Origin of the sequence: Caballeronia sp. LZ001, from assembly GCF_031450875.1 — a bacterium.
In the GTDB taxonomy this organism is placed as follows: Bacteria; Pseudomonadota; Gammaproteobacteria; order Burkholderiales; family Burkholderiaceae; genus Caballeronia.
This window is the reverse complement of sequence record NZ_JARTVX010000004.1, coordinates 4,040,352-4,061,270: the sequence shown is the minus strand read 5'-3', so window position 1 is coordinate 4,061,270 and position 20,919 is coordinate 4,040,352. Positions and strand designations below refer to the sequence as shown.

19 protein-coding genes and 1 pseudogene are annotated in these 20,919 nt (G+C 62.0%); 11 read left to right on the top strand and 9 right to left on the bottom strand.

All coding sequences use genetic code 11. From position 1 onward, the window contains the following. Nucleotides 1-31: 31 nt before the first annotated feature. Together P9292_RS29995 and waaC are read right to left on the bottom strand one after the other, a co-directional pair. Entirely contained in the window at nt 32-916 is an 885-nt protein-coding gene (locus tag P9292_RS29995) for a Kdo hydroxylase family protein (protein WP_309962627.1), read from the bottom strand. A 68-nt stretch (nt 917-984) separates the two neighbouring features. Next, nucleotides 985-1,980 (bottom strand): lipopolysaccharide heptosyltransferase I, encoded by a 996-nt coding sequence (gene waaC / locus P9292_RS29990; protein WP_250465375.1) that lies wholly within the window; start codon nt 1,978-1,980, stop codon nt 985-987. 196 nt (nt 1,981-2,176) lie between these two features. Between waaC and P9292_RS29985 the strand changes: the two genes are divergently transcribed. Further along, entirely contained in the window at nt 2,177-2,614 is a 438-nt protein-coding gene (locus P9292_RS29985) for a DUF29 domain-containing protein (RefSeq protein WP_309962623.1), read from the top strand. Between the two features lie 62 nt (nt 2,615-2,676). Here the strand turns inward: P9292_RS29985 and P9292_RS29980 are convergent, their stop codons facing one another. Continuing rightward, nucleotides 2,677-4,077: a phosphomannomutase/phosphoglucomutase gene (locus P9292_RS29980; RefSeq protein WP_309962621.1), complete on the bottom strand. Its 1,401-nt coding sequence runs from the start codon at nt 4,075-4,077 to the stop codon at nt 2,677-2,679. Between the two features lie 449 nt (nt 4,078-4,526). Here P9292_RS29980 and P9292_RS29975 point away from each other — a divergent pair, with 449 nt between their 5' ends. The 5 genes from P9292_RS29975 to P9292_RS29955 all read left to right on the top strand — a co-directional run bounded on the left by P9292_RS29975 (nt 4,527) and on the right by P9292_RS29955 (nt 10,108). Continuing rightward, nucleotides 4,527-5,789 carry an oligosaccharide flippase family protein gene (locus tag P9292_RS29975; protein ID WP_309962618.1) on the top strand — a complete coding sequence of 421 codons (1,263 nt, stop codon included), beginning with the start codon at nt 4,527-4,529 and terminating at the stop codon, nt 5,787-5,789. Further along, complete coding sequence (locus P9292_RS29970; protein ID WP_250509389.1) at nt 5,786-6,595, top strand: glycosyltransferase; 810 nt, start codon at nt 5,786-5,788, stop codon at nt 6,593-6,595. The genes P9292_RS29975 and P9292_RS29970 overlap by 4 nt, the downstream gene beginning before the upstream one ends. Nucleotides 6,596-6,718: 123 nt before the next feature. Continuing rightward, nucleotides 6,719-7,858, top strand: coding sequence for a glycosyltransferase family 4 protein (locus P9292_RS29965; protein WP_250465381.1), 1,140 nt, complete (start codon nt 6,719-6,721; stop codon nt 7,856-7,858). 24 nt (nt 7,859-7,882) lie between these two features. After that, nucleotides 7,883-8,953 (top strand): UDP-glucose 4-epimerase GalE, encoded by a 1,071-nt coding sequence (gene galE / locus P9292_RS29960; protein WP_244826017.1) that lies wholly within the window; start codon nt 7,883-7,885, stop codon nt 8,951-8,953. Nucleotides 8,954-8,998: 45 nt separating this feature from the next. Next, on the top strand, nt 8,999-10,108 hold the full coding sequence (locus tag P9292_RS29955) for a glycosyltransferase (protein WP_244826018.1): 1,110 nt from the start codon (nt 8,999-9,001) through the stop codon (nt 10,106-10,108). A gap of 46 nt (nt 10,109-10,154) precedes the next feature. Here P9292_RS29955 and P9292_RS29950 read toward each other — a convergent pair whose 3' ends face one another. The 3 genes from P9292_RS29950 to P9292_RS29940 form a co-directional block, all read right to left on the bottom strand. After that, nucleotides 10,155-10,622, bottom strand: a complete 468-nt coding sequence (locus P9292_RS29950) for a hypothetical protein (protein ID WP_309962616.1) — start codon at nt 10,620-10,622, stop codon at nt 10,155-10,157. Beyond that, the gene (locus tag P9292_RS29945; RefSeq protein WP_309962614.1) at nt 10,619-11,086 is read right to left on the bottom strand and encodes an ImmA/IrrE family metallo-endopeptidase; all 468 of its coding nucleotides are present in this window, start codon (nt 11,084-11,086) and stop codon (nt 10,619-10,621) included. The genes P9292_RS29950 and P9292_RS29945 overlap by 4 nt, the downstream gene beginning before the upstream one ends. A gap of 171 nt (nt 11,087-11,257) precedes the next feature. Beyond that, nucleotides 11,258-12,079: an alpha/beta fold hydrolase gene (locus P9292_RS29940; RefSeq protein ID WP_244826023.1), complete on the bottom strand. Its 822-nt coding sequence runs from the start codon at nt 12,077-12,079 to the stop codon at nt 11,258-11,260. Between the two features lie 123 nt (nt 12,080-12,202). Between P9292_RS29940 and P9292_RS29935 the strand changes: the two genes are divergently transcribed. Both P9292_RS29935 and P9292_RS43295 read left to right on the top strand, forming a co-directional pair. Beyond that, nucleotides 12,203-12,325: a hypothetical protein gene (locus P9292_RS29935; RefSeq protein ID WP_309962611.1), complete on the top strand. Its 123-nt coding sequence runs from the start codon at nt 12,203-12,205 to the stop codon at nt 12,323-12,325. A gap of 42 nt (nt 12,326-12,367) precedes the next feature. Then, nucleotides 12,368-12,466, top strand: a pseudogene (locus P9292_RS43295) (DegT/DnrJ/EryC1/StrS family aminotransferase); the annotation flags it as partial. A gap of 155 nt (nt 12,467-12,621) precedes the next feature. On the opposite strand, the gene P9292_RS29925 reads toward P9292_RS43295, so the two are convergent. Continuing rightward, on the bottom strand, nt 12,622-13,704 hold the full coding sequence (locus tag P9292_RS29925) for a glycosyltransferase family 4 protein (protein ID WP_244826025.1): 1,083 nt from the start codon (nt 13,702-13,704) through the stop codon (nt 12,622-12,624). Next, nucleotides 13,705-14,952, bottom strand: a complete 1,248-nt coding sequence (locus tag P9292_RS29920; protein ID WP_309962608.1) for an oligosaccharide flippase family protein — start codon at nt 14,950-14,952, stop codon at nt 13,705-13,707. A gap of 397 nt (nt 14,953-15,349) precedes the next feature. Here P9292_RS29920 and P9292_RS29915 point away from each other — a divergent pair, with 397 nt between their 5' ends. Next, nucleotides 15,350-16,531 (top strand): glycosyltransferase, encoded by a 1,182-nt coding sequence (locus tag P9292_RS29915; protein WP_309962606.1) that lies wholly within the window; start codon nt 15,350-15,352, stop codon nt 16,529-16,531. An 81-nt stretch (nt 16,532-16,612) separates the two neighbouring features. On the opposite strand, the gene P9292_RS29910 is transcribed toward P9292_RS29915, so the two are convergent. Next, complete coding sequence (locus tag P9292_RS29910; RefSeq protein WP_309962603.1) at nt 16,613-17,752, bottom strand: acyltransferase; 1,140 nt, start codon at nt 17,750-17,752, stop codon at nt 16,613-16,615. 463 nt (nt 17,753-18,215) lie between these two features. Between P9292_RS29910 and P9292_RS29905 the strand changes: the two genes are divergently transcribed. Beyond that, the gene (locus tag P9292_RS29905; RefSeq protein WP_250465396.1) at nt 18,216-19,694 is read left to right on the top strand and encodes a hypothetical protein; all 1,479 of its coding nucleotides are present in this window, start codon (nt 18,216-18,218) and stop codon (nt 19,692-19,694) included. Between the two features lie 20 nt (nt 19,695-19,714). Continuing rightward, nucleotides 19,715-20,917, top strand: coding sequence for a glycosyltransferase (locus P9292_RS29900; RefSeq protein ID WP_309962602.1), 1,203 nt, complete (start codon nt 19,715-19,717; stop codon nt 20,915-20,917). The last annotated feature ends 2 nt before the right edge of the window (nt 20,918-20,919 follow it).

Here is a 20,919-nt window from a genome sequence, read left to right as displayed (position 1 = left end):
GGCGGCGCGCCGGCTCCGATAGCTGCGCCGTTCAAACGAGCGCCCTGCCCTTGAGACGTTCGAGAATGCCGAGCGGCGCGCGCTCAGGCCGCGCCATCGACTTGACGGGCAAAAAGAACGTCTGCTCCATCATGAACTGACCGGACATCACCGCGTGCGACGTCTGGTCGGAGAAACAGACCCATACCGAGCCGGGCGGAAACGGCATCGTCACTTGCGGCGAAACCTTTTGATAATCGAGATCGGCTTTCATCGCGTCGTGCAGATGCAGCATCAGGTGGTCGTATTCGCTGCGCTTCGACTTCGTGATGTGCAGCAGCTTCATGAGCCACGCCGCGCCCGGCGTCTGCGCCTTGATGTTCGGCAGGAAGCGCTTCGCCATGTCCTCGAACGGCTCGCCCACGCGCCACACACGCGGCGCGCCTTGCGGGTTCACGTTGGTGAAGACGCGCAGAATGCGTTCGCCGTAATTCGGCCGCGACGGAAAGGCATCGACGTGAAGACGGCTGTCGTCCTTGCGCCAGGAAGTCTCGCGCGTTTCCACCTGATGCAGCCGCAAGCTGGTTGGCGCGACGCGCAACTTGCCGTCGTATTCGGGGAAGAGGCCATCCACCAGGGAGCGCGCGTTCGTCTGATAGCGCGCGATGAGCGAGCGGACCGCCGACTGCATCACGTTGTCGCCGAGCACGCCAGCAAGCGCGCCGCCGTTGGGCGCGAGGCTGATGTTCTTGCGCTTCGGGTCTGCAATGCGCGGGTCGAGCAGCGCCTGTTCGCCGCCCGCAATCTCGAACCGCAGATTGGGAAAATAGAGGACTTTGCCGTTTTCGACGCCGGCGAGCAGCGTTTCGCGCGGTACGCAAAGATTTTTGCCGTGCCAATCGCACGAAGCGACTTCGATGATTTGAGATTCCGTCATGTGCCTTCGACCTTGAGTTGCTTGGCGCCTGGAAACGTAATGCGCGACGGGCACGCTATCACGGCACGCTACAAGAGACCGAAGCCCGCGAGCGCTGCCTTGACTTCGGACAACGTGGGATGCCGGCTCGCGTCGCCAAGATTGACGACCTTCGGCGACCAGTAGCCGCCGGTGCGCCAGGCGGTCGAGAAATTGTACAACTCGACGGTCGGACGCTTCAGCGCCGCCGCGATATGAACCAGCCCGGTATCGACGCCAACGGTCGCGGCCGCGCCATCGATCAGTCCGACGACCGCGGGCAGCGAGAGCTTCGGCGGCACGATGGCAGCCGCGCCGAATTCCTTCGCGAGTTTCTCGCTCGTCGCGCGTTCGGCTTCGTTGCCCCACGGCAGCACGATCGATGCACCGCGCGTGACGAGCGCCTGTCCGAGCTCGATCCACGCGGCTTCGGGCCATTGTTTGTCGGCGCGCGAGGTGGCGTGCACGAACACGACATAAGGCACCGGCAGATTCAGCCCGAGCTCTGAAATGGCGAGCGTTGCACGGCGCGTATCGATGCCGAAGTCGATATCGTCGGTGGGCTGCGGGCGCGGCAGATCGAGCGCGGCGGCCACGAGCTGGCGCGTGCGTTCGACCACATGCGTGCGCGGCTCGATCGGCACGCGGCGGTCATAGAAAAAGCGCACGGGCCATTCGAAGCCCGCGCCTTCCGTGCGATTCGCCAGGCCGACGAGCGGCCCGCGCGCCCAGCTCGCGACCCACGCGGTCTTGATGAGCCCTTGACAGTCGATCACGAGATCGTACTTCTCGGCGGCGAGCTGGCGCTTGAACTTGCCGATCTCGCGCCAGTTCGCGGGCGACGCGAAACTCTTGCGCCAGCGCCGCAGCGAAAACGGGATCGCGCGATGCACGCCATCGACGAGTTCGACGAGACTCGCGAAACTTTCCTCGACGAGCCAGTCGATCCGCGCATCGGGATAACGGCGGCGAATGTCGGCGACGACCGGCATGTTGTGAACGACGTCGCCAAGCGACGACACGCGAACGATCAGGATCTTTTGCACGCTGATTGGGACAGGCGCGGATTCGCGTTCAGGCGATTCTCGCGGTGAATTGGAGATGGGAAACGGGATTTTAGCGCGGGTTGCGCGCGCGGCGGCGCTCGCTGTCTCCTGAAGCGATTTAAGGGCGCAAAAAAGCCGGTAGCATGACGATCACCGGGCAAGCCGTACCGGATATCCGACCACAAAGGGAGTTGCGATGGGAACGCGTTACGAACAGGACGTGGTGGCGTGGGCGCGGGAACAAGCCGAGCTGCTGCGGGCTGGTAAGTTCTCGGCCATCGATGTGGAACCTATCGCGGAGGAAATCGAGGACGTCGGCAAGAGCGAACAACGCGAGCTTTCCAGCCGTATGGCCGTGCTGCTTGCGCATCTTCTCAAGTGGCAATACCAACCGGGACGTCGTGGCTCGAGTTGGCAGCGTACGATCAAGGAACAGCGCCGCGCCGTCGGCGTCGGCGTCGCGCTGCAAAAAACGCCGAGTCTGAACACTTCGTTGCGCGACTCGGGCTGGCTCACCGGAACGTGGGCCGATGCCGTTTCGAAAGCCGCCGAAGAACAAGGACTAGATGCGTTCCCGGAAGAACTGCCCTGGTCGACCGAGCAAATTATTTCGGCAGAGTTTTATCCCCAATGAAAAAACGGCGCGGTTTGCCCAACCGCGCCGCTTCCCAACCATCTAGACTCACTCCGTCCAAATCAGAACGGCAGCTTCGCGTCCGGCTTTTCCGCCAGGATCACGCGGCGGAAATCTTCCTGAATGCGCTTCAACGCCTCTTCGGTGTCCGCCTCGAAACGCATCACCACGACCGGCGTCGTGTTCGACGAACGCGCGAGACCGAAACCATCCGGATATTCGACACGCAATCCGTCGATGGTCAGCACATCGTCCGCGCCTTCGAACTTCGCCGACTTCTGCAAGCGTCCGATCAGTTCGAAGTTTTCGCCTTCTTCCAGTTTGATCTGCAATTCAGGCGTCGACAGCGAGTTCGGCAGGTCGTTGAGCAGCTTGCTCGGGTCGTCCACGCGCGAAAGGATTTCGAGGAGTCGCGCGCCCGTGTAAAGGCCGTCGTCGAAGCCGTACCAGCGGTCCTTGAAGAACACGTGACCGCTCATTTCGCCCGCAAGCGGCGCGCCAGTTTCGCGCAGCTTCGCCTTCACGAGCGAGTGGCCCGTCTTCCACATGACCGGCTCGCCGCCCTGCTCGCGCACCCATTTTGCGAGATTGCGCGTGCACTTCACGTCATAAATGATCTGGCCGCCCTTGTTGCGCGACAGCACTTCCTGCGCAAACAACATCAGCTGGCGATCCGGATAGATCATCTGGCCGTCCTTCGTCACCACGCCGAGACGGTCGCCGTCGCCATCGAATGCGAAGCCGATCTCGGCGTCCGTTTCCTTCAGCGCCTTCATGACGTCCTGCAGATTCTCGGCATGCGCCGGGTCCGGGTGATGGTTCGGGAAGTTGCCGTCGATGTCCGTAAAGAGTTCGACCAGCTCGCAACCGAGCGCCTTGAACAGACGCGGCGCGAGACCGCCCGCGACGCCGTTGCCTGCATCGATGACGATCTTCATGCCGCGCACCGGCTTCGCATCGGACAGGATTCGGTCGAGGTAGATCTGCTGGACGTCGAACTCGGTGTAGCTGCCTTCGCCCGTTTCGAAGTCGTCGTTGACGATCCGCTGATACAGGCTCTGAATCTGCTCGCCGTAGATGGCCGCGCCGCGCAGCACCATCTTGAAGCCGTTGTAGTCGGGCGGATTGTGGCTGCCCGTCACGACGATGCACGAATCCACGCGCCGCTCGCCCTCGGGCAAGGGCAGCGGCACGCTCGCGGCGAAGTAGCCGACGGGCGTCGGCACCATGCCGATATCGATGACATCGACGCCCGCCGCGCGCAGGCCGTCCGCGAGCGCGCCGACGAGTTCCGGGCCGGACAGACGGCCATCGCGCGCAACGACGACGGAATCGCCGCCCTGCTTGCGGATCTCGCTGCCGAACGCTTGGCCGATGTTCTTCGCCACGTCCTTGTCGACCGTCTTGCCGACGATGCCGCGGATGTCGTAGGCCTTGAAAATGGATTGGGATACCTGGGTCATAAGATGGCTACCTCTTCTCGTTTGATTGATGGATTCTCGGCGATGCAGCCATGAGGGCGTGCAGGTCGAAACGTGATCGATGTAAAACGCGCCGGCATGCAAGCGCATGCCAGATGACGGTTCGAATTTTGCCTGCAAGTGTGCTTGCGCATCGCGACCGCGGCTTCGAGGATCGAGCTTCGGTTCGCACTTATAATCGCTGTCTTTCAGCGCTTTCCACGTTTTCATGCTGCGCGTCGCGGTAAAGCCTCGCGCGCTCATTCTAATCCAATGCCTAATCGCTCTTTCGCCTCGATGCCCGGGAATGAGGCGCCTTCGCGCGCCACCACACAAAACTATTTTCCGTTGCGGCGAACGTTTGTCACGAAGCTGGCGAAAATCGCGAAAGCGTCGGACCGTCAGGTTTTGCTAGCACACGGCATGCCCGACCACACCTCGGTACGCGCGGCATGAAGGCGTTGACGCGCTCGGGCAATCCGGACGTCGCGCGGGCGCTCGCCAACATCGTTTGGCTCGGGCTCGAAAGGCTGACGCAGATTGCGGTGGCCATCGTCATTTCGGGGCTGCTCGCGCGCTATCTCGGCCCGGACGCGTTCGGCAAATGGCAGTACGCGAATACGCTCTTGCTCGTCATCGCGCCGATCACGTGGGTCTGCGGCGCGGAAATTCTGGTGCCGACCATCGTGAAGGAACCGCCCGCGCGCACGGGCGTCGTGCTCGGCAGCGCCTTCGTGCTGCGCATCGCGGTATCGGCGATTGCGCTCGTCATGACCTGGACATGGATCGCGGCGGGCTTCACCGACCCGCTCGTCGGCGCCATGCTCGCCGGTCTTGCGTTCACCATGTTGTTTCGCGAGCCGTTCATCGGCGTGATCAACGCGTGGCTGCAGAGCATGACCTACAGCAAGCCGCAATTGATTGCGAGCATGTTCACGGCCATCGTCAAGGCGGCGCTCGTCTATGCCTTCGTGCGCATGGCGATGAGCGCGGCGAGTTTCGGCTGGCTGTGGGCGCTGGAAGCGGCGGCAATAGGCGGCGTGCTCGTCGTGTATTACATGCGGCGGCACGGCGGCAGGCTCGGCTGGCACTTCGACCGCGCACTTTTCAGGCACTTCGCGAGCGCGGGTACGGTGTTCTGGATCGGCCTCATCTGCATGTATCTGTTCCTTAAACTCGACCGGCTGATGCTCGCGCATCGCGTATCGTTCGCGGAACTCGGGCTTTATTCCGCCGCGCAGCAATTGAACGAGAACTGGATCGCGCTTGCGCTGATGCTGGCGCAGACCATCGCGCCGGCGTTCGTTTATCGCGTGACGGACACCGCGCAACTAAAGCGCAATCTGTGGCGCCTCTTCGCGCTGACCGCCGTTTTGATGGTCGCCGGCGCCGCCGTGCTCGACGCCCTCGCGGGCTTCATCATCACGCGAGTCTTCGGGCCGAACTATGCGGGCGCCACGGAAATTTTCCGCTGGGCGGTGTGGCTTTCGGTGCCGGCGGGCATCGAGGCGATCGGCAATCTCGTGGTCCTGAAATATCAGGCGAAGTACGTGCTGCTCGCGAAATGGCTGCTCGCGCTCGGCGTCGCGTTCGCGGTGAATGCGTTCGCCATTCCGCGCTTCGAAGGCTACGGCGCGTTGATCGGACTGGCTGCGGGTTATCTGGCGGCGGCGTCGGTGAATTTCTATTACATACGCTTGCGCCTGTCAGCATGAACGCTCTCTCCGATGTTGCCGTCCTCATTCCCGCGTACAACGGTCAGGCCGACCTGGAACGCACGCTCGCCTCGTTCGATGAAACGTCGCCCGTGCAAGTGCTGATCGTCGATGACGGCAGCACGCCACCCATCGTCGCGCCGATCATCGACGGCATGCGGATCGCGATTCTGCGACTGCCCGAAAACGGCGGGATCGAGCGCGCGTTGCAGGCCGGCATCGAAGCGCTTGCCGCGCGCGGTTTGCGCTACGCGGCGCGTATCGACAGCGGCGATCTCGCGACGCCCGGGCGGCTCGCGATGCAGCGTGCGTATCTCGAGGCGCATCCGCGTGTAGCCGCGCTCGGCATGTGGACGCACGTGGTAGCCACCGGCGGCGCGCCGCTCTTCGATCTCACGCCGCCGACCGAACCGGACACGATCCGCCGCATGATGCTCGCCCGCTCGTGCTTCGCGCATCCCTCGCTGATGCTGCGTGTCGAGGCGGTGCGCGAGGTCGGCAACTATCGCGCGGACTATCGCGCGGCGGAAGACCTGGATCTGCTGCTGCGTCTGCTTGCACGCTACGACGGCGCGAATCTGCCGGCGTTCGGTCTTTACTACGAGTTGAACGAGAACGGCATCAGCGCCACGAAACGCCGCACGCAGACGCTGTCAACGCTGCGCCTGCAATGGCGTTACTTGCGGGCGGGCAACGTGTTCGACTGGGCGGGCATCGGCAAGAGCATTGCGCATCTGCTGCTGCCGTATCGCGCGCTCAAGGCGTTGAAGGCGAAACTGCTGCGGCCTTCCACGCCCACGAAATAGTTGCACCCTGAACTTATTGTCGAATTGCTTTCGATTGATTTTGCGCTACGGTTGGCCGTGCACAAGCGCAAGCGCGCGGCGTGTTCCGCCTCGCACGGCGAACCGTAAAAAAACGACTCCCGGATGACGAAACCACCGCAGCGCCTTCGCATCGCCCTCGTGTGCAACACGGCATGGGCCATTTATACCTACCGGCGCGGCGTGCTGCGCATGCTGACGGACAACGGAGCCGAAGTGACGATCATCGCGCCGCGCGACCGCACGTTCGAGCCGCTGGAGGCAATGGGCTGCCGCTGCGTCGAATTGCCGGTGGCGTCCAAAGGCACGGACCCGCGTCAGGACCTGAAGACGCTCGTCGCGCTGTATCGCGAATATCGCGCGACGCGTCCGCATCTCGTTTTCCACTACACGATCAAGCCGAATATCTACGGCTCGCTTGCGGCCATGCTGGCGCGCGTGCCTTCGATTGCGGTGACGACGGGACTCGGCTACGTGTTCATCCAGAAAAGCCGCACGGCGCAGATCGCCAAGCGGCTTTATCGCTTTGCGTTTCGTTTTCCGCGCGAGATCTGGTTTCTGAATCAGGACGATCTCGCCGCCTTCAACGATGAAAAACTGCTTGTGCACCCGGATCGCGCGCGCCGTCTGCATGGCGAAGGCGTCGATCTCGACGAGTTCGCCTTCGAGCCGTTGCCCGAACGCGAAGACTTCGTGTTCATCCTGATCGGGCGGCTCTTGTGGGACAAGGGCGTGGCCGAATACGTGGAAGCGGCGCGACGGCTCAAGCGCCGCTATCCGCATGCGCGTTTCCAGTTGCTGGGGCCCGTTGGCGTCGATAATCCCAGCGCGATCGGCCGCACGGACGTAGAAGCGTGGGAGCGTGAGAATATCGTCGAATATCTGGGCGAAGCGAACGACGTTCGGCCGCTCGTCGCGGCGGCGGATTGCGTCGTGCTGCCTTCGTATCGCGAAGGCGTGCCGCGCACCTTGATGGAAGCCTCCGCGATGGGCCGTCCGATCGTCGCGACCGACGTGCCCGGCTGCCGCGAAGTGGTCGCGCACGGCGAAAACGGCCTGCTTTGCGAAGTCAAGAGCGCGGACAGCCTCACCGCGCAACTCGAAAGCATGCTGACGCTGCCACGTAGCGCGCGCGAAGCAATGGCGCAACGCGGCCGCGAGAAAGTCACCCGCGAATTCGACGAAAAAAATGTCGTCGAACGATACAAGGGCACAATACACGCCATAACCGGCATTTCACTCTGAATTTCGATTTCTGGGGAGCACACGATGAATGGCAACGGGGCGCATGAGAACGCGGCGCAGGACACGGCACAAACCACCTCGCGAGGCACGATTCTGGTGACAGGCGGCGCGGGCTTCATCGGCTCGCATACCTGCGTCGAACTGCTCGGCGCGGGCTACGGCGTGGTGGTCATCGACAATCTCGTCAACAGCCGCGCGGAGTCGCTCAAGCGCGTGGAGCGCATTGCGGGCAAGCCGGTGGCGTTTTATCAGGAAGACGCGCGCGACGAAGCCGCGCTTCGCCGGATTTTCGATGCGCACGAGATCACCGGCGCGATCCACTTCGCCGCGTTGAAGGCGGTGGGCGAATCGGTCGCGAAGCCGATCGAGTACTACAGCAACAACATCGGCAGCCTGCTTGCCGTGCTCAACGTGATGCGCGAGCGCAACGTGCGCAACTTCGTGTTCAGTTCGTCGGCAACGGTGTACGGCGTGCCGCAAAGCGTGCCGATCGACGAGAGTTTTCCGCTGTCCGCGACCAATCCGTACGGGCAATCGAAGCTCATCGCCGAGCAAATTTTGCGCGATCTCGAAGTGTCCGATCCGTCGTGGCGTATCGCGACGCTGCGCTATTTCAACCCGGTCGGCGCGCATGAAAGCGGGCTCATCGGCGAAGATCCGGCGGGCGTGCCGAACAATCTGATGCCTTACGTGGCGCAAGTGGCGGTCGGCAAGCTGGAACGCCTGCGCGTGTTCGGCAGCGACTACGAGACGCCCGACGGCACCGGCGTGCGCGATTACATTCACGTGGTCGATCTGGCGCGCGGGCATATTGCCGCAATCGATGCGCTGAAGTCGCTCGACCGAAGTTTCGTCGTCAATCTCGGCACGGGACAAGGCTATAGCGTGCTGGATGTGGTCAAGGCATTCGAAACGGCGTCGGGCAAGCCCGTGCCTTACGAACTCGTGCCGCGCCGTCCGGGCGACGTCGCCGCTTGCTACGCCGACCCGGCCGCGGCGCTCGCGCTGATCGGCTGGCGCGCGGAACATGGCATCGAGCGCATGTGCGCGGATCACTGGCGCTGGCAGTCGCAAAATCCGCGAGGCTTTGCCTGAGGCGTCGCGGCGCCTTGCTTCACTCGTATCAACCGGTCCTATTTCATGCTTAGTTTCGCGCTTGCTTTTCTGGTGTCGCTGCTGGTGACGTTGTTGATCGTGCGGTTCGCGCACCTGCATGAAGGCGTGCTGGGCGACACCGATCTTGCCGGCGTGCAGAAGTTTCATGCGCGACCGGTGCCGCGCATCGGCGGCGTCGGCATTTTGTGCGGACTGACGGTATCGGCCGTGCAATTGCGATGGAGTTACCCGCTCGTTTCGGGCGGGATACTCGGCATCATCGCGTGCGGCATGCCGGCGTTTCTCTCCGGCTTGATCGAAGACATGACCAAGCGCGTGACGCCGCTCATCCGGCTTGTCTGTACCATGGCGGCGGCCGGGCTCGCGTATGCGGTTCTGAATATCGCGGTGACGCGCATCAGCGTGCCGCCGCTCGACTTTCTGCTTTCCTACGCGGTCATTTCCTGCGCGGTCACGGTGATCGCGGTGGCGGCGCTCGCCAACGCGGTGAATATCATCGACGGCTTCAACGGCCTCGCTTCGATGGTCACGTTCATGATGTTCGCCTCGCTCGCCTACGTGGCGTTTCAGGTGCACGATCCGGTCGTGCTGTCGGGCTCGCTCATCATGATGGGCGCGGTGATGGGCTTCTTCATCTGGAATTTTCCGGCGGGACTGATCTTTCTCGGCGATGGCGGCGCGTACTTCGTCGGTTTCATGCTCGGCGAACTGTCAATCCTGCTCGTGATGCGCAACCGCGATGTTTCGGCATGGTATCCCGTGCTGCTTTTCATGTACCCGATCTTCGAGACGTGTTTCTCGATCTACCGCAAGAAGTTCATTCGCGGCATGTCGCCGGGCATTCCGGATGGCGTGCATCTGCATATGCTGGTTTACAAACGGCTGATGCGCTGGGCGGTCGGCGTGCAGAATGCGCGTGAACTCACGCGACGCAATTCGCTGACTTCGCCCTATCTCTGGCTGCTATGCCTGATTGCGGTGATTCCCGCGACGTTGTTCTGGCGGCACACGCTGCATTTGTTCTGTTTCGTGATGGTGTTTGCGGCGACTTACGTGTGGCTGTACATCAGCATCGTGCGATTCAAGGTTCCGCGATGGATGGTGTTTCGACGGCCGCACGTGGTGCGCAAGTGAATCATGTTTTCTAAACCGCCCGTGTCTTGCCCGGGCGGTTTTGGTTTCAGGCGGGGGATTTGGGGCTGCGACCCAGATACTCCTTTAGAGCATCGCCGATTTCGCTGATGACCGTTTGCCAAATGGTGACGCTGCTCTTGTTGTCGTCTTTGTCTCCGAGTTGCCGGAATACCAGGCGGACGATGGGCAGCATGGACACGGCGACCAGTGAAGCCAGCACCACAAGCGGCGCCAGCAACAACTCGACATGCGATGAATAGTTTCGGGCTGAAGAACCGAAAATGCGCCAGCCGAACGTGATAATCCACGCGGCTAGCATGACGAGAAGAACTGCGATCAATCCGGCCATACCGATGAATGTGTAATGCCTGAACCTTCGATATTGCCGTCGGTCGGCAACCTGCTCTCTCAGTAAATACGGATGCACTATCGTTGTCACTAATAGCTCCTCAGCGTCGGTATCCAGATAGACCCGTTCGTCTCGCACTTTCGCCGACCCAGCTTCTGCGTTCATGAAACCCATCCCATTTGCCCCAACTTGATCGTCATTGCGCCTTGGCCGACATGAAACTGTTCGCTCAATTTTTTTATGCTCGTGATATTCCTTTTGTCGATAAGAATGTCGACCGCAAAACCCGGGATGAGCAGCTCCAGCGCGAAAGTATTGGCTTGTAACTCGACCAATCTTCGCGGCACTTCCACGAACTGCTTCGCCGTATCGACGAAGGAATTGCCATGTCTGAGAGCGAAGTGCCCAAGTTCATGCGCAATTGAAAATCGCTGCCGCCGTTTCCCCTCGCGCGAATTGATGTAGATATGCGGTTTGCCGTCCACTCTCTCGAAGCGCCCGAAAACCTCGCCCATATCAGGATCGAAGTTGACCGTTACGCCTGCCGCCCGCGCGATGGCCTCCGGATCGACCGGCAACCGACCATCCCAGTACTTCGAATATAGATACTCCGCCGTTCTTATCGGCATAATTCCTGCCCTCCATCAACAAAATAACCCTCGCGTCAATTACTTCGTCATCCTTCGCGATCCTGTCGTCTGGAGTCTATCATCCACGATACATCTATCCTGCGCACCTCATCCGAATGGCCAACGCGTAACGCGTGACTCGCCTGCAAGAACGAGTCACGCAAAGCCTGTTTAACTCTCGATGAAAGCCAGCAAGTCCGCATTCACCTTATCCGCCTCGACCGTGCACATGCCGTGCGCGCCGCCCGGATACACCTTCAACGTCGCATTCTTCACGATCTTCGACGCCTTCTCCGCCGCCGCGCCGATGGGCACGATCTGGTCGTCGTCGCCATGCAGAAAGAGCGTGGGCACGTCGAACTTTTCGAGGTCGGCCGTGTAGTCCACTTCCGAGAACTGCTTGATGCACTCGTAATGCCCCTTGATGCCGCCGCGCATACCCTGCAGCCAGAACAGGTCGCGCACGCCCTGCGAAATCTTCGCGCCCTCGCGGTTATAGCCGTAGAACGGCATCGTCAGATCCTGATAGAACTGCGAGCGATCCGCCGCCACACCCTGGCGTATGCCGTCGAAAACGTCGATCGGCAAGCCGTCCGGATTTGCCTCGGTCTTGAGCATGAGCGGCGGCACCGCACCGATCAGCACGGCCTTGGCCACGCGCTTCGTGCCATGTCGGCCGATGTAATGCGCGACCTCCCCGCCGCCCGTCGAGTGGCCGACGAGCGTGGCGCCCGTGATATCGAGCGTGTCGAGCAGCGCGGCGAGATCGTCGGCATAAGTGTCCATGTCGTTGCCTTCCGACGGTTGATCCGAACGACCGTGTCCACGACGGTCGTGCGCGATCACGCGGTATCCCTTGCCCGCGAGGAAAAGCATTTGAGCGTCCCAGGCATCGGCGTCGAGCGGCCAGCCGTGCGAGAACACCACCGGCTTGCCGCTGCCCCAGTCCTTGTAATAGATGGAGGTGCCGTCTTTCGTCTTGATCGTGCTCATCGTGTGGAACTCCTCGAAAATCCAACAATTGGGAGAAGCGCGGTTTCCGCGCTGCAGCCTGCGCCAATGGCGATGCCTATCACGCACGCGCGCGATGTCTGCAGTGAAGTGTGAAGCGATTGTGTGACCGGCGAACGTGATGCGAACGGCAAAGCGCCGCATCCGAAGCGCGTGCTTGCCGAAGCCTGGAAAGGAATCGAGGCGATGGCGGTCCGGACAGCGACCGTGGCGCAAGCCCTCAATTGATACGCGAAAAATTATGAGTGCGCCAGTGTTGAATCGACGGGAGTGGATATGAACCGGCTTTACGCCATCGCGCGCGCCCACAAGCCGCGCGCGATCGAAGACGCGGCGCAGGCGTTCGGTTCGAGCTTAAACGGCAAGCGGTCGCGTCTTCCGGATTCGGGAGGGAAGGACAGCGGCGCAATGGCCGCTTGCACGCAGAAGATGTGAAAAAACCTCGGCGCGGCGCCAGGTCGAACATCACGCCGGCGCAAAGCCTCGACGAACGCCCGCTGCGTCAAGCCATCAACGATGAAACCTCAAGCCGGCGCGGCCCCACGCGGCAGCGCCTGCGTGACCTGACGCGCCACCGCGAGATATCGCGCGGCGGTATCGGCGAGCGTGAGCCCACCAAGCGGACGATGCGAGCGAGGCTCGGTCAGCGCACGCACGAGCGCGTCCGCATAAGCGTCGATATCGTCGGGATCGCAGAGATGCACGCCCGGAAAATCCGCCGCGAAGCTGAACGGCCGAATGGTGCTCGCCACCACCGGCACGCCGGACGCGAGCGCCTCCAGAAACGCGATGCTATGCCCTTCCGAACGCGACGGCATGGCGAACACGTTCGACGAGAACAGCAGTTCCGCGACATCCGAACGCGGACCTTGCAGACTCACGCGATCCGACAATCCGAGCTTGGCGATGAGATCGCCGACCGCCGCGTGATACGCCGGATCTTCGATCACGCCGCACAACAAGAGCCGCGCGGACGGCACTTTCTCGACGACGCGCTGAAACGCATGCACCGTGGAAAGCTGGTTCTTCACCGACGTATAGCGGCCGATCTGCACGATCTGCGCTTCCTTCGTCACGCTGCCGGCCGGGCGCTTGCCGAAGCGCGCCATGTCGACGCCATTCGGAATCAGCGTCATCGAAGGATGACGGCCCACCGCGTCCACATAATCGTCGATATTGGTCGGCGACACCGCGATCACCGCGCGCGCCCGCCGCGACAACAGACGTTCGACGCGCCTGAAGGCTTCGCTCTCGAAGTCGTTGGTGGCCGAGTGCATCACATAGACGATCGGCACGTTGAGCGGCAGCATGCGCGCGTAGAACGCGGGAATGGTTGCGTGCGCGAAGAGCACGTCGGCGCGCGCGTCCTTGATCGTGCGATACAGATTCCATAGCTTGCCGAAGCGCCCGTACATGCGCTCCGGGAACAGACACTCCACGCCATTCGCGACGAGTTCCGCCTTGAGCGCCGTGAAATCGTCGTGCGCCGGCACGAGTGAGGCCACCGCCACCGACTCGCCGCCCTTCTGCTGATGAATCGCCAGATCTTTCGCGAGCACTTCGGCGCCGGACAGACGCGGTGCAAGTACGAGGTGAACTATGCGCATTCAAGCCTCCCTGACGATACGAAACAGCATCCATGACGCCGCGGCGCCGAGACCGAGCGTCATGGCCCAGGCGATGCCCGTCACGCCCCACAGGTGCGTCGCGATGGGCACGGTCACGCACAGCACGATGGCCTGCACGATCGACGCGTGCGTCGCCACCTTGGGCATGCCGACCGCGCGCAGCCACGACACCAGCACCGCGATGATCGCGCCGATCGCCATGTTGATCACGAAAATACGGAAGAGCGGCACGGCCGAAAGCCATGCCGGTCCGAGCACGAGATTGAAGAGCGGCTCGGCGGCCAAACGCAGCACGATCACGAGCACCGTGAGCCCGACGCCCGCGATCAGCAGATAACGCGTGAAGAGCTTGCGCGCGCCTTGCGTATCGCGCCGGTGATGCTCGGAGAATGTCGGAAACAGATACTGCGACATGGCGATGGCGGCATCGGCGAGGAGCATCTGCGCGAGCTTCGACGACATCTGATACGCGCCCAGTTGCATCGGCCCGAGCAGCTTGGCGACGACCACCTTGTCGAACTGATTGAGCAGCAGATTGACCACGCTGCCCGCCCAGATCCAGCGGCTGAAACCCACGTAATGCGAGATGCCCGCAACCGAGAAACGCAGCGGCGGACGCGGCGACATGCTGCTCCAGGTGAGCGTGGTCTTGAGTATCTCGCCGGAGACGAGGCCGATCAGCACCGAGTAGGCGCCCGCGCCCGAGAGCGCGCAAATGAGGCCGACGGCGCAATCCGTGAAACTCGCGGAACACTCGACGCCCGCGAGCTTCTGGAAGCCGCGCTGCCGCGTCACGATGAAATACGCGGGCGATGCCACGCCACGCACGATCGGCAACACGGCTGCAAGCAGGATCAACCCGATCGAGCCGCTCATATGAAACTGGCTGCTCATGAACGGCGCGAGCACCGCGAGCAAGAGACCGATGAGCACGCCGCGCATCGCGAGCGTGGACCACACCGCGCCGAGTTCGTTATGCGTGGGCGCATCGCGGCCTTGCACGACGGCTTGCGCGAGCCCGGTATCGGACAAGGATTCGGCGATAGCCACCGCGAGCAGCGCGATGCTGACCGCGCCGATCGCCTCGGGTCCGAGAATCCGGCCGATGGCGAGAAACTTGACGGCGACGAAGCCGCGCACGACCACTTGCTGCAGAAGCACCCAGAATGCGGCGTCCTGCTGGAAACGCCCGCGCGCCGGTATGAAAGGTAGCCGGACAGATCTCACTCGAATTCCCCGCGCTGCTGTTATTTCGTTGGCGTGGCGTTCGCGCTTGAGGCCTGGCGCGCTCGACCACCTTGCGCGTCGCGCAACGCTCCCATTCCGGACGACGGGTGCGCGCGTGACGCCGCTTCTTCTTCAGGCGACTGTGCCAAAAGTATCGTGGCAGCGGTTGCGGCGGACGACAACGCGTAGTCGAAATCGGCCCGAAATGGGTGTCAATGCGGGTTGACGAATTTCAAAGCGTGTCCCCGCACACAGGGCGTACGCGGAAAAACGCTGAAATTTGGCCGTTGCGTACGCAGTGGCGATGCTAACGTCGGTTTCGTCGGCGTTATGGCGTGGCGCGAGCCATTTCGCGCTAAATGTGCGTTCACATCTGCCGGATGCAACGGTGAAATCAATGGCGAAAGATCAAGTCCTCATCATCGAGCCCAATTTCAGCGGGCATCGCTGGCGTTATGCCGAATGGGCCGCGAACGCTTACATGGAAGCGGGGTATCGCTGCATCATCGTGACCGAGCCTGGCAACGCGGCGCATCCGCTCGTGAAGAAGATTCAGGAGCAAGGCGGCGACGCGCTCGAAGTCATGATGGTCGCGCCGCCCGTGCGTCATGGGCGCGGCCTGCACTCGGTCAGCTACGTGCGCGCGCATCAGGACTTCAAGCATTTCTTCGATACCGCGAGCCGTGGGCGTTCCATCGCGCTCGTCGTGGTGCCTTACGTCGATTACTTCCTGCTCGCTTTGCCGTTCCTGCGCTCGCCGTTCGCAAAGACGCCGTGGGTCGGCATCACGATGCGTTCGAATTTTCATCATCATCTCGTGGGTGTGCGCGCGCCGCGCCGGCCGCTCGTGAATGCGGTGAAGGGAAGACTCTTTGCGCGCGCCATTCGCGTGGGCGGCATGAAGACGCTGCTGACCATCGACCCGACCTTGCCGGACTGGTGGAAGCGCAACGTATCCGCCGCTCGCGACACGACCTCGATCGAATATCTCGCCGATCCGTTTCCCGACGCACGCGCCGCCGAGCCTTCAGCGGCTCGCGAGCGCCTCGGCTTGTCCGATGGGCTGCATGTGCTCGTCTACGGTGCGATCAACGAACGCAAGGGCCTTTTCGAACTCATCGAAGCGCTCGCGCAACGCCCGAGTGCGCAGTCGCCGACGCTCGTCATTGCCGGCGCTCAGGACGAAGACGTGCGCGCTCGGCTCGCAACGGCAATCGCAAAGTTGAAGGCGCCCGTGCCCGTGGTGTTCGACCGCTTCATTCCCGCCGAGATGGAGCTTGATCTCTTCTCGGCCTGCGATGCCGTCTGGCTCGGATACAAAGGGCACTACGGCATGAGCGGCGTGCTCGTGCAGGCGTTCCGCTTCGGCAAGCCGGTGATTGCCACGGCGGATGGCTTGATCGGATGGTTCTGCCGCACGGGAGAGCTTGGGCCTGTGGTCGACGAGCTTTCGCCCGCTGCGATCAATCAGGCGCTCGACGATGTGCTCGCACGACGCGTGGCGCCGTTCGCTTCGGGGCATCTGCTGGAGCGCAATACGCTTCTGCAATTCAAGGAGACGTTGCGGCAGGCGGTTTGATGGCGTTTTGCGGTGCATCAACGAGAGAAGCCGCCTTTCCTCACGAAAGGCGGCTTCTTTTTTCTTGCTCCCGTAAGCCAATCAAGCCTGCGGCTCAACCGCCGAAACCGGCACCTCCGCCTTCCGCTTCGCCGGAAAGAGCGCGTCCCGAATCTTCAAGAACGGAAACTCGACAGCGCGCGTGGTCACGTATCCCACGACGATGGCAATAGCGAACTGCGCGCCCATGATTGCGAACCAAGCGGGAATGGCCGGCACATGCAGCGCCGCGGCCCGGCGAATGAGCATGTCGCCCGGAGCCAGCGCCAGCGAATGCCAAAGATAGATGCCGTACGAATACACCCCGATCCATCCGATCACGCGATAAATCTTGCTCTGCCTGGTCGACTTCGAATATTCGAGCGTCAGCACGATGAGCGCGCAGAATCCGATCGCCTGGAACGTATAGCCGATGCTCTGATCGAGCGCCACGTTGCGCGTTCCGAAGACGAGCCACAACACGACGCCGACGACCATCGCGATCAGCAAGTGCTTTTGCGCCGCAATCGAACGATAGATATTCGGCTTGAGCCAACGAACGGTCGCGAGCATCACGCCAAACAGCAAGCTGTCGATGCGGTACTGCGTATAGAAGAAGGTCTCCTCGAGATGCCCGTTATAAACCGCGATACTTCGTGCAACCAACACCACCACGCAGATCGATCCCAGTACGGCAAGAATCGTCTTGAAATCCGCACGCCACCGCGCCAGCACGATCAGAAGCAACGGCAGGAATAGATAGAAATGCTCTTCGACGGCAAGACTCCAGGTCTGTGCAATCGACGAACCAAAGAAGTTCTGCATGTGCGTGAGATTCTGCACGAGGAAGGTATCGGTCGGATGCCGTCCCGCCACCACATGAAACAGAATCAGCGCGTAATAAGCAGGCCAGATCTTGAAGATCCGACGCACGATGAAGCGCCCCGCATCGATACGTTCCTCTTGCGCGTATTGCCTGAGCAGCAATCCGCCGACGAGATAGCCGCTCAGCGTGAAGAACAAATTCACGCCTTCGTGCCCGAAGCTCTTGAGCGGATACTCGATCGCCGCGATAAACGCGCTACCCGTGGGATACGAATGGAAGTGATATCCCATCACCGCGATGATCGCGAGACCCCGGATGAAGTCGAGCTCGATCGAGCGACTCGCTCCCTGAATGCGCGGCACGCCGAACAGGCTCATGTCTTCCCCCTTCTGCGAAGGTCTTTCTGTTGTAGTTGACGCCGCATTTGACTGTCCCGTCGACGGCGCGCGCACGCACGCTCGTGCACGAAGAACGAGCATCGCGGCTTTCCAATAATCGGTCCAGACTATCGTTGCGATCCGCCAGAATCGCGCAGTTAGCCGACATCGGCGAATCTCGTATGCGCGCTCGGCAACAATGTCTTTAAGCGCTCACGGCGAGCGTGGTGCGGCGCACATGGGTGTCCGTCGTTTCGCGCCTAACGCTAGTCGCAAAACGCCGCCGCGACGGCATGCTCGAAAACCCGCTGATATATTCGACCCACAAATACGGGGCTCCCGGAACCGTCGCATCCATCAACAGCATCACGAAACGAAACGCGACTCAGGCTTTCCGGGTATGCAGCGGCAGACGCCGCGAGGATATGAAGCTCGAAGAGCTTTGCGATCTAAAGAGAACGCCATGCGCAACAAGTTCGCCGTCGTCTGGATCTGGCTCTTCCTGCTGCCGCTCGCTTTCGACTTCAAGGCCGCCGAGACAGCCAGCAAGGCCATCCAGATTCTGCTCACCGTGCCTTCCATCGGCGCCGCCATCGCGCTTATGCTGATCGGACCGCGCTTTGCTTATCGCTCGCGGCTGCGCACGGTCATCACGTCGCTCTTCATGCTCACCATGGTCGGCAGTATCGCCACGCAGGTGTTGCAGGGCAACGACTCCGGCAACTACATGCGCGTGATTCTGCCGTTCCTCCTGATGCTGCTCGGCTATTTCGTCGCATGCCGTCCGTGGGACTCTCAGCGTCTCGAACAGATCGAACGCGCAATGTACTGGTCGATGATCGCCTCGCTCGTCTTCAGCTTCGCCTACGGCATGGCAACCGGCGGCGGCCTCGACAGCGTGCGCTTTCGCATCGTCTCCGTGACGTTCCTCTGCTTGCAAGGACTGTTGCTGCATGAGTTCGTCATCGCGCGGCGCGTCACCAAGTTCACCGCGCTGCTGTTTCTCGGCACCGTGGTGATCGAACTGCTCAGCGTGACGCGCAGTCTGCTCGTCGGCACCATCCTGCTGTTCATTTATGCGACCTGGCTTGCCGCGCCGTCCATCCGCCATCTCTTCACGGCCGGCTTGCGCGCGGTCATGATCGCGGCGCTTCTCGGCGCGATGGTGGCCGCGTCTGCCGCGTTCTTCCCGAGTGTTGCCGAGCACTGGGCGCAGCGCATGTCGTTCTCGAAAGACACGGAGTCCGGCCGCGATCCGACCACCATCACGCGCCTTGCCGAGATGAAGGATCAATACGATCAGACGATGGCCTCGCCACTCTCCGTCGCGGTCGGTCTCGGTTACGGTCACGACTATCGCTATTCGCCGACGTATCTGCCGGACCTCGCCGGTCAAATGACCAAGAAGGATTTCTACGCGATCAAGGAATGGGCGGCCGGCCACAACTTCTGGGTCTATCAGTTCTTCGCGGGCGGCATCATGTTCGGCATTGCGTTGCCGATCGCGTTGCTGTGGGCGCTCTATCGCGGCTCCATGGCGTATCGCGCATGGAAGCATCGCGCGCCGGATGTGATGTATCTGCCGGTGCTCGGACGCGCGTTGCTCGTGGTCGCCTCGCTGCCCGCGACGTCGGTGGGTGGCAATCCACTCGGCAACCGTTTCTCGGGCATCGTGTTCGGCGTCGCGCTCGGTCTGCTGGTCGCCGCCTATGCGCGCATCGCTCATGCATTGCGCACGCGTGCGGCTGAGACGGCGGCGCCGCGGCCATCGTTCAGAAGTCCCTTCGGTCCCGTGCATCCCGACATGCAGCCGTTTTTCGAGCCCACGCCCGATGCCTTGCCGACGCACGCATCGCACGCACCGGGCCTCACGCATGGTCATCATGACGACGGCCGGCGCGATTCGCCGCCGGGCGCGAGCACCTTCGCGCCGTCCGCCTGACACGAGCCAGTTCATACGCCATGAAGATTCTGCATCTGCTTTCCACTGTAGATCCACGCGCGGGCGGTCCCATCGAAGGCGTGCTGCAAAGCGGCATCAGCATGCAGACGATGGGCCATGAGATCGAAGTGGTCTCACTCGACGCACCCGATGCACCGTGGCTCGCGAGTTTTCCCCTGCGTCTTCATGCGTTGGGGCCGGCGCGCGGCTTCTACGGACTCACGCCGAAGCTCGTGCCGTGGCTCAAGGAACACGCAACGCGCTTCGATGCCGTGATCGTCAACGGTCTCTGGCAGTATCACGGCTACGGCACGTGGAAGGCTCTGCGCGACAGCAGCGTGCCCTATTACGTGTTTCCGCACGGCATGCTCGATCCGTGGTTCAAGCGCACGTATCCGCTCAAGCATCTGAAGAAAAGCCTCTATTGGCCGTGGGCCGAATATCGCGTCCTGCGCGATGCGCGCCGCGTGCTGTTCACGACGCAGGAAGAGCGACTGCTTGCACGCGAGTCGTTCAAACTGTATCGCGCGAATGAGGAAGTGGTCGCGTTCGGCACGCGTCCGCCGCCCGCCGATTCCACCGCGTTGCGCGAAGCGTTCCTGGCGAAGTTTCCGCAACTCGCGGGCAAGCGCACCATTCTGTTTCTCGGCCGTATTCACGAGAAAAAAGGCTGCGACGTGCTGCTGAAGGCGTTCGCCAACGTGCGTGATATCGACACGAACGCGCATCTCGTGATGGCCGGTCCCGACGACGGCGAGTTCGCCGCGAATCTGCGTACGCTCGCCAAGGAACTCGGCATCGAGACTCGCATGACGTGGACCGGCATGCTAAGTGGTGATTTGAAGTGGGGTGCGTTTCGCACGAGCGATGTCTTCGCGCTGCCTTCGCATCAGGAGAACTTCGGCATTGCGGTTGCGGAAGCGCTGGGTTCGCGCTTGCCGGTGCTGATCTCCGACAAGGTCAACATCTGGCGCGAAGTGAAGGAAGACGGCGCGGGAATCGTGACGACCGATACCGTCGAGGGCGCCGCCGATGCGTTATCGACCTGGCTGCGCATGGATACCCCCAAGGTCGAAGCCATGCGCGAGCAAGCGCTCAAGACCTTCATGCAACGCTTTCATGTCGACGCCATGTCGAAGGATCTCGTCCGCGTGCTGCGCGAAACGGCGGGACCGCGCGGCGGCAGGACCGATGCCTTGCGTTTGAAGCGGCAAGCCGGTTGATG

Coding starts and splice junctions, on each gene's coding strand:
- P9292_RS29950 (WP_309962616.1), bottom strand. CDS start 10,622: ATGAACGCAGAAGCTGGGTCGGCGAAAGTGCGAGACGAACGGGTCTAT.
- P9292_RS29970 (WP_250509389.1), top strand. CDS start 5,786: ATGAACGCTCTCTCCGATGTTGCCGTCCTCATTCCCGCGTACAACGGT.
- P9292_RS29910 (WP_309962603.1), bottom strand. CDS start 17,752: ATGAGCCTGTTCGGCGTGCCGCGCATTCAGGGAGCGAGTCGCTCGATC.
- P9292_RS29925 (WP_244826025.1), bottom strand. CDS start 13,704: ATGCGCATAGTTCACCTCGTACTTGCACCGCGTCTGTCCGGCGCCGAA.
- P9292_RS29985 (WP_309962623.1), top strand. CDS start 2,177: ATGGGAACGCGTTACGAACAGGACGTGGTGGCGTGGGCGCGGGAACAA.
- P9292_RS29915 (WP_309962606.1), top strand. CDS start 15,350: ATGGCGAAAGATCAAGTCCTCATCATCGAGCCCAATTTCAGCGGGCAT.
- P9292_RS29995 (WP_309962627.1), bottom strand. CDS start 916: ATGACGGAATCTCAAATCATCGAAGTCGCTTCGTGCGATTGGCACGGC.
- P9292_RS29900 (WP_309962602.1), top strand. CDS start 19,715: ATGAAGATTCTGCATCTGCTTTCCACTGTAGATCCACGCGCGGGCGGT.
- galE (WP_244826017.1), top strand. CDS start 7,883: ATGAATGGCAACGGGGCGCATGAGAACGCGGCGCAGGACACGGCACAA.
- P9292_RS29955 (WP_244826018.1), top strand. CDS start 8,999: ATGCTTAGTTTCGCGCTTGCTTTTCTGGTGTCGCTGCTGGTGACGTTG.
- P9292_RS29940 (WP_244826023.1), bottom strand. CDS start 12,079: ATGAGCACGATCAAGACGAAAGACGGCACCTCCATCTATTACAAGGAC.
- P9292_RS29945 (WP_309962614.1), bottom strand. CDS start 11,086: ATGCCGATAAGAACGGCGGAGTATCTATATTCGAAGTACTGGGATGGT.
- P9292_RS29975 (WP_309962618.1), top strand. CDS start 4,527: ATGAAGGCGTTGACGCGCTCGGGCAATCCGGACGTCGCGCGGGCGCTC.
- P9292_RS29905 (WP_250465396.1), top strand. CDS start 18,216: ATGCGCAACAAGTTCGCCGTCGTCTGGATCTGGCTCTTCCTGCTGCCG.
- P9292_RS29965 (WP_250465381.1), top strand. CDS start 6,719: ATGACGAAACCACCGCAGCGCCTTCGCATCGCCCTCGTGTGCAACACG.
- P9292_RS29980 (WP_309962621.1), bottom strand. CDS start 4,077: ATGACCCAGGTATCCCAATCCATTTTCAAGGCCTACGACATCCGCGGC.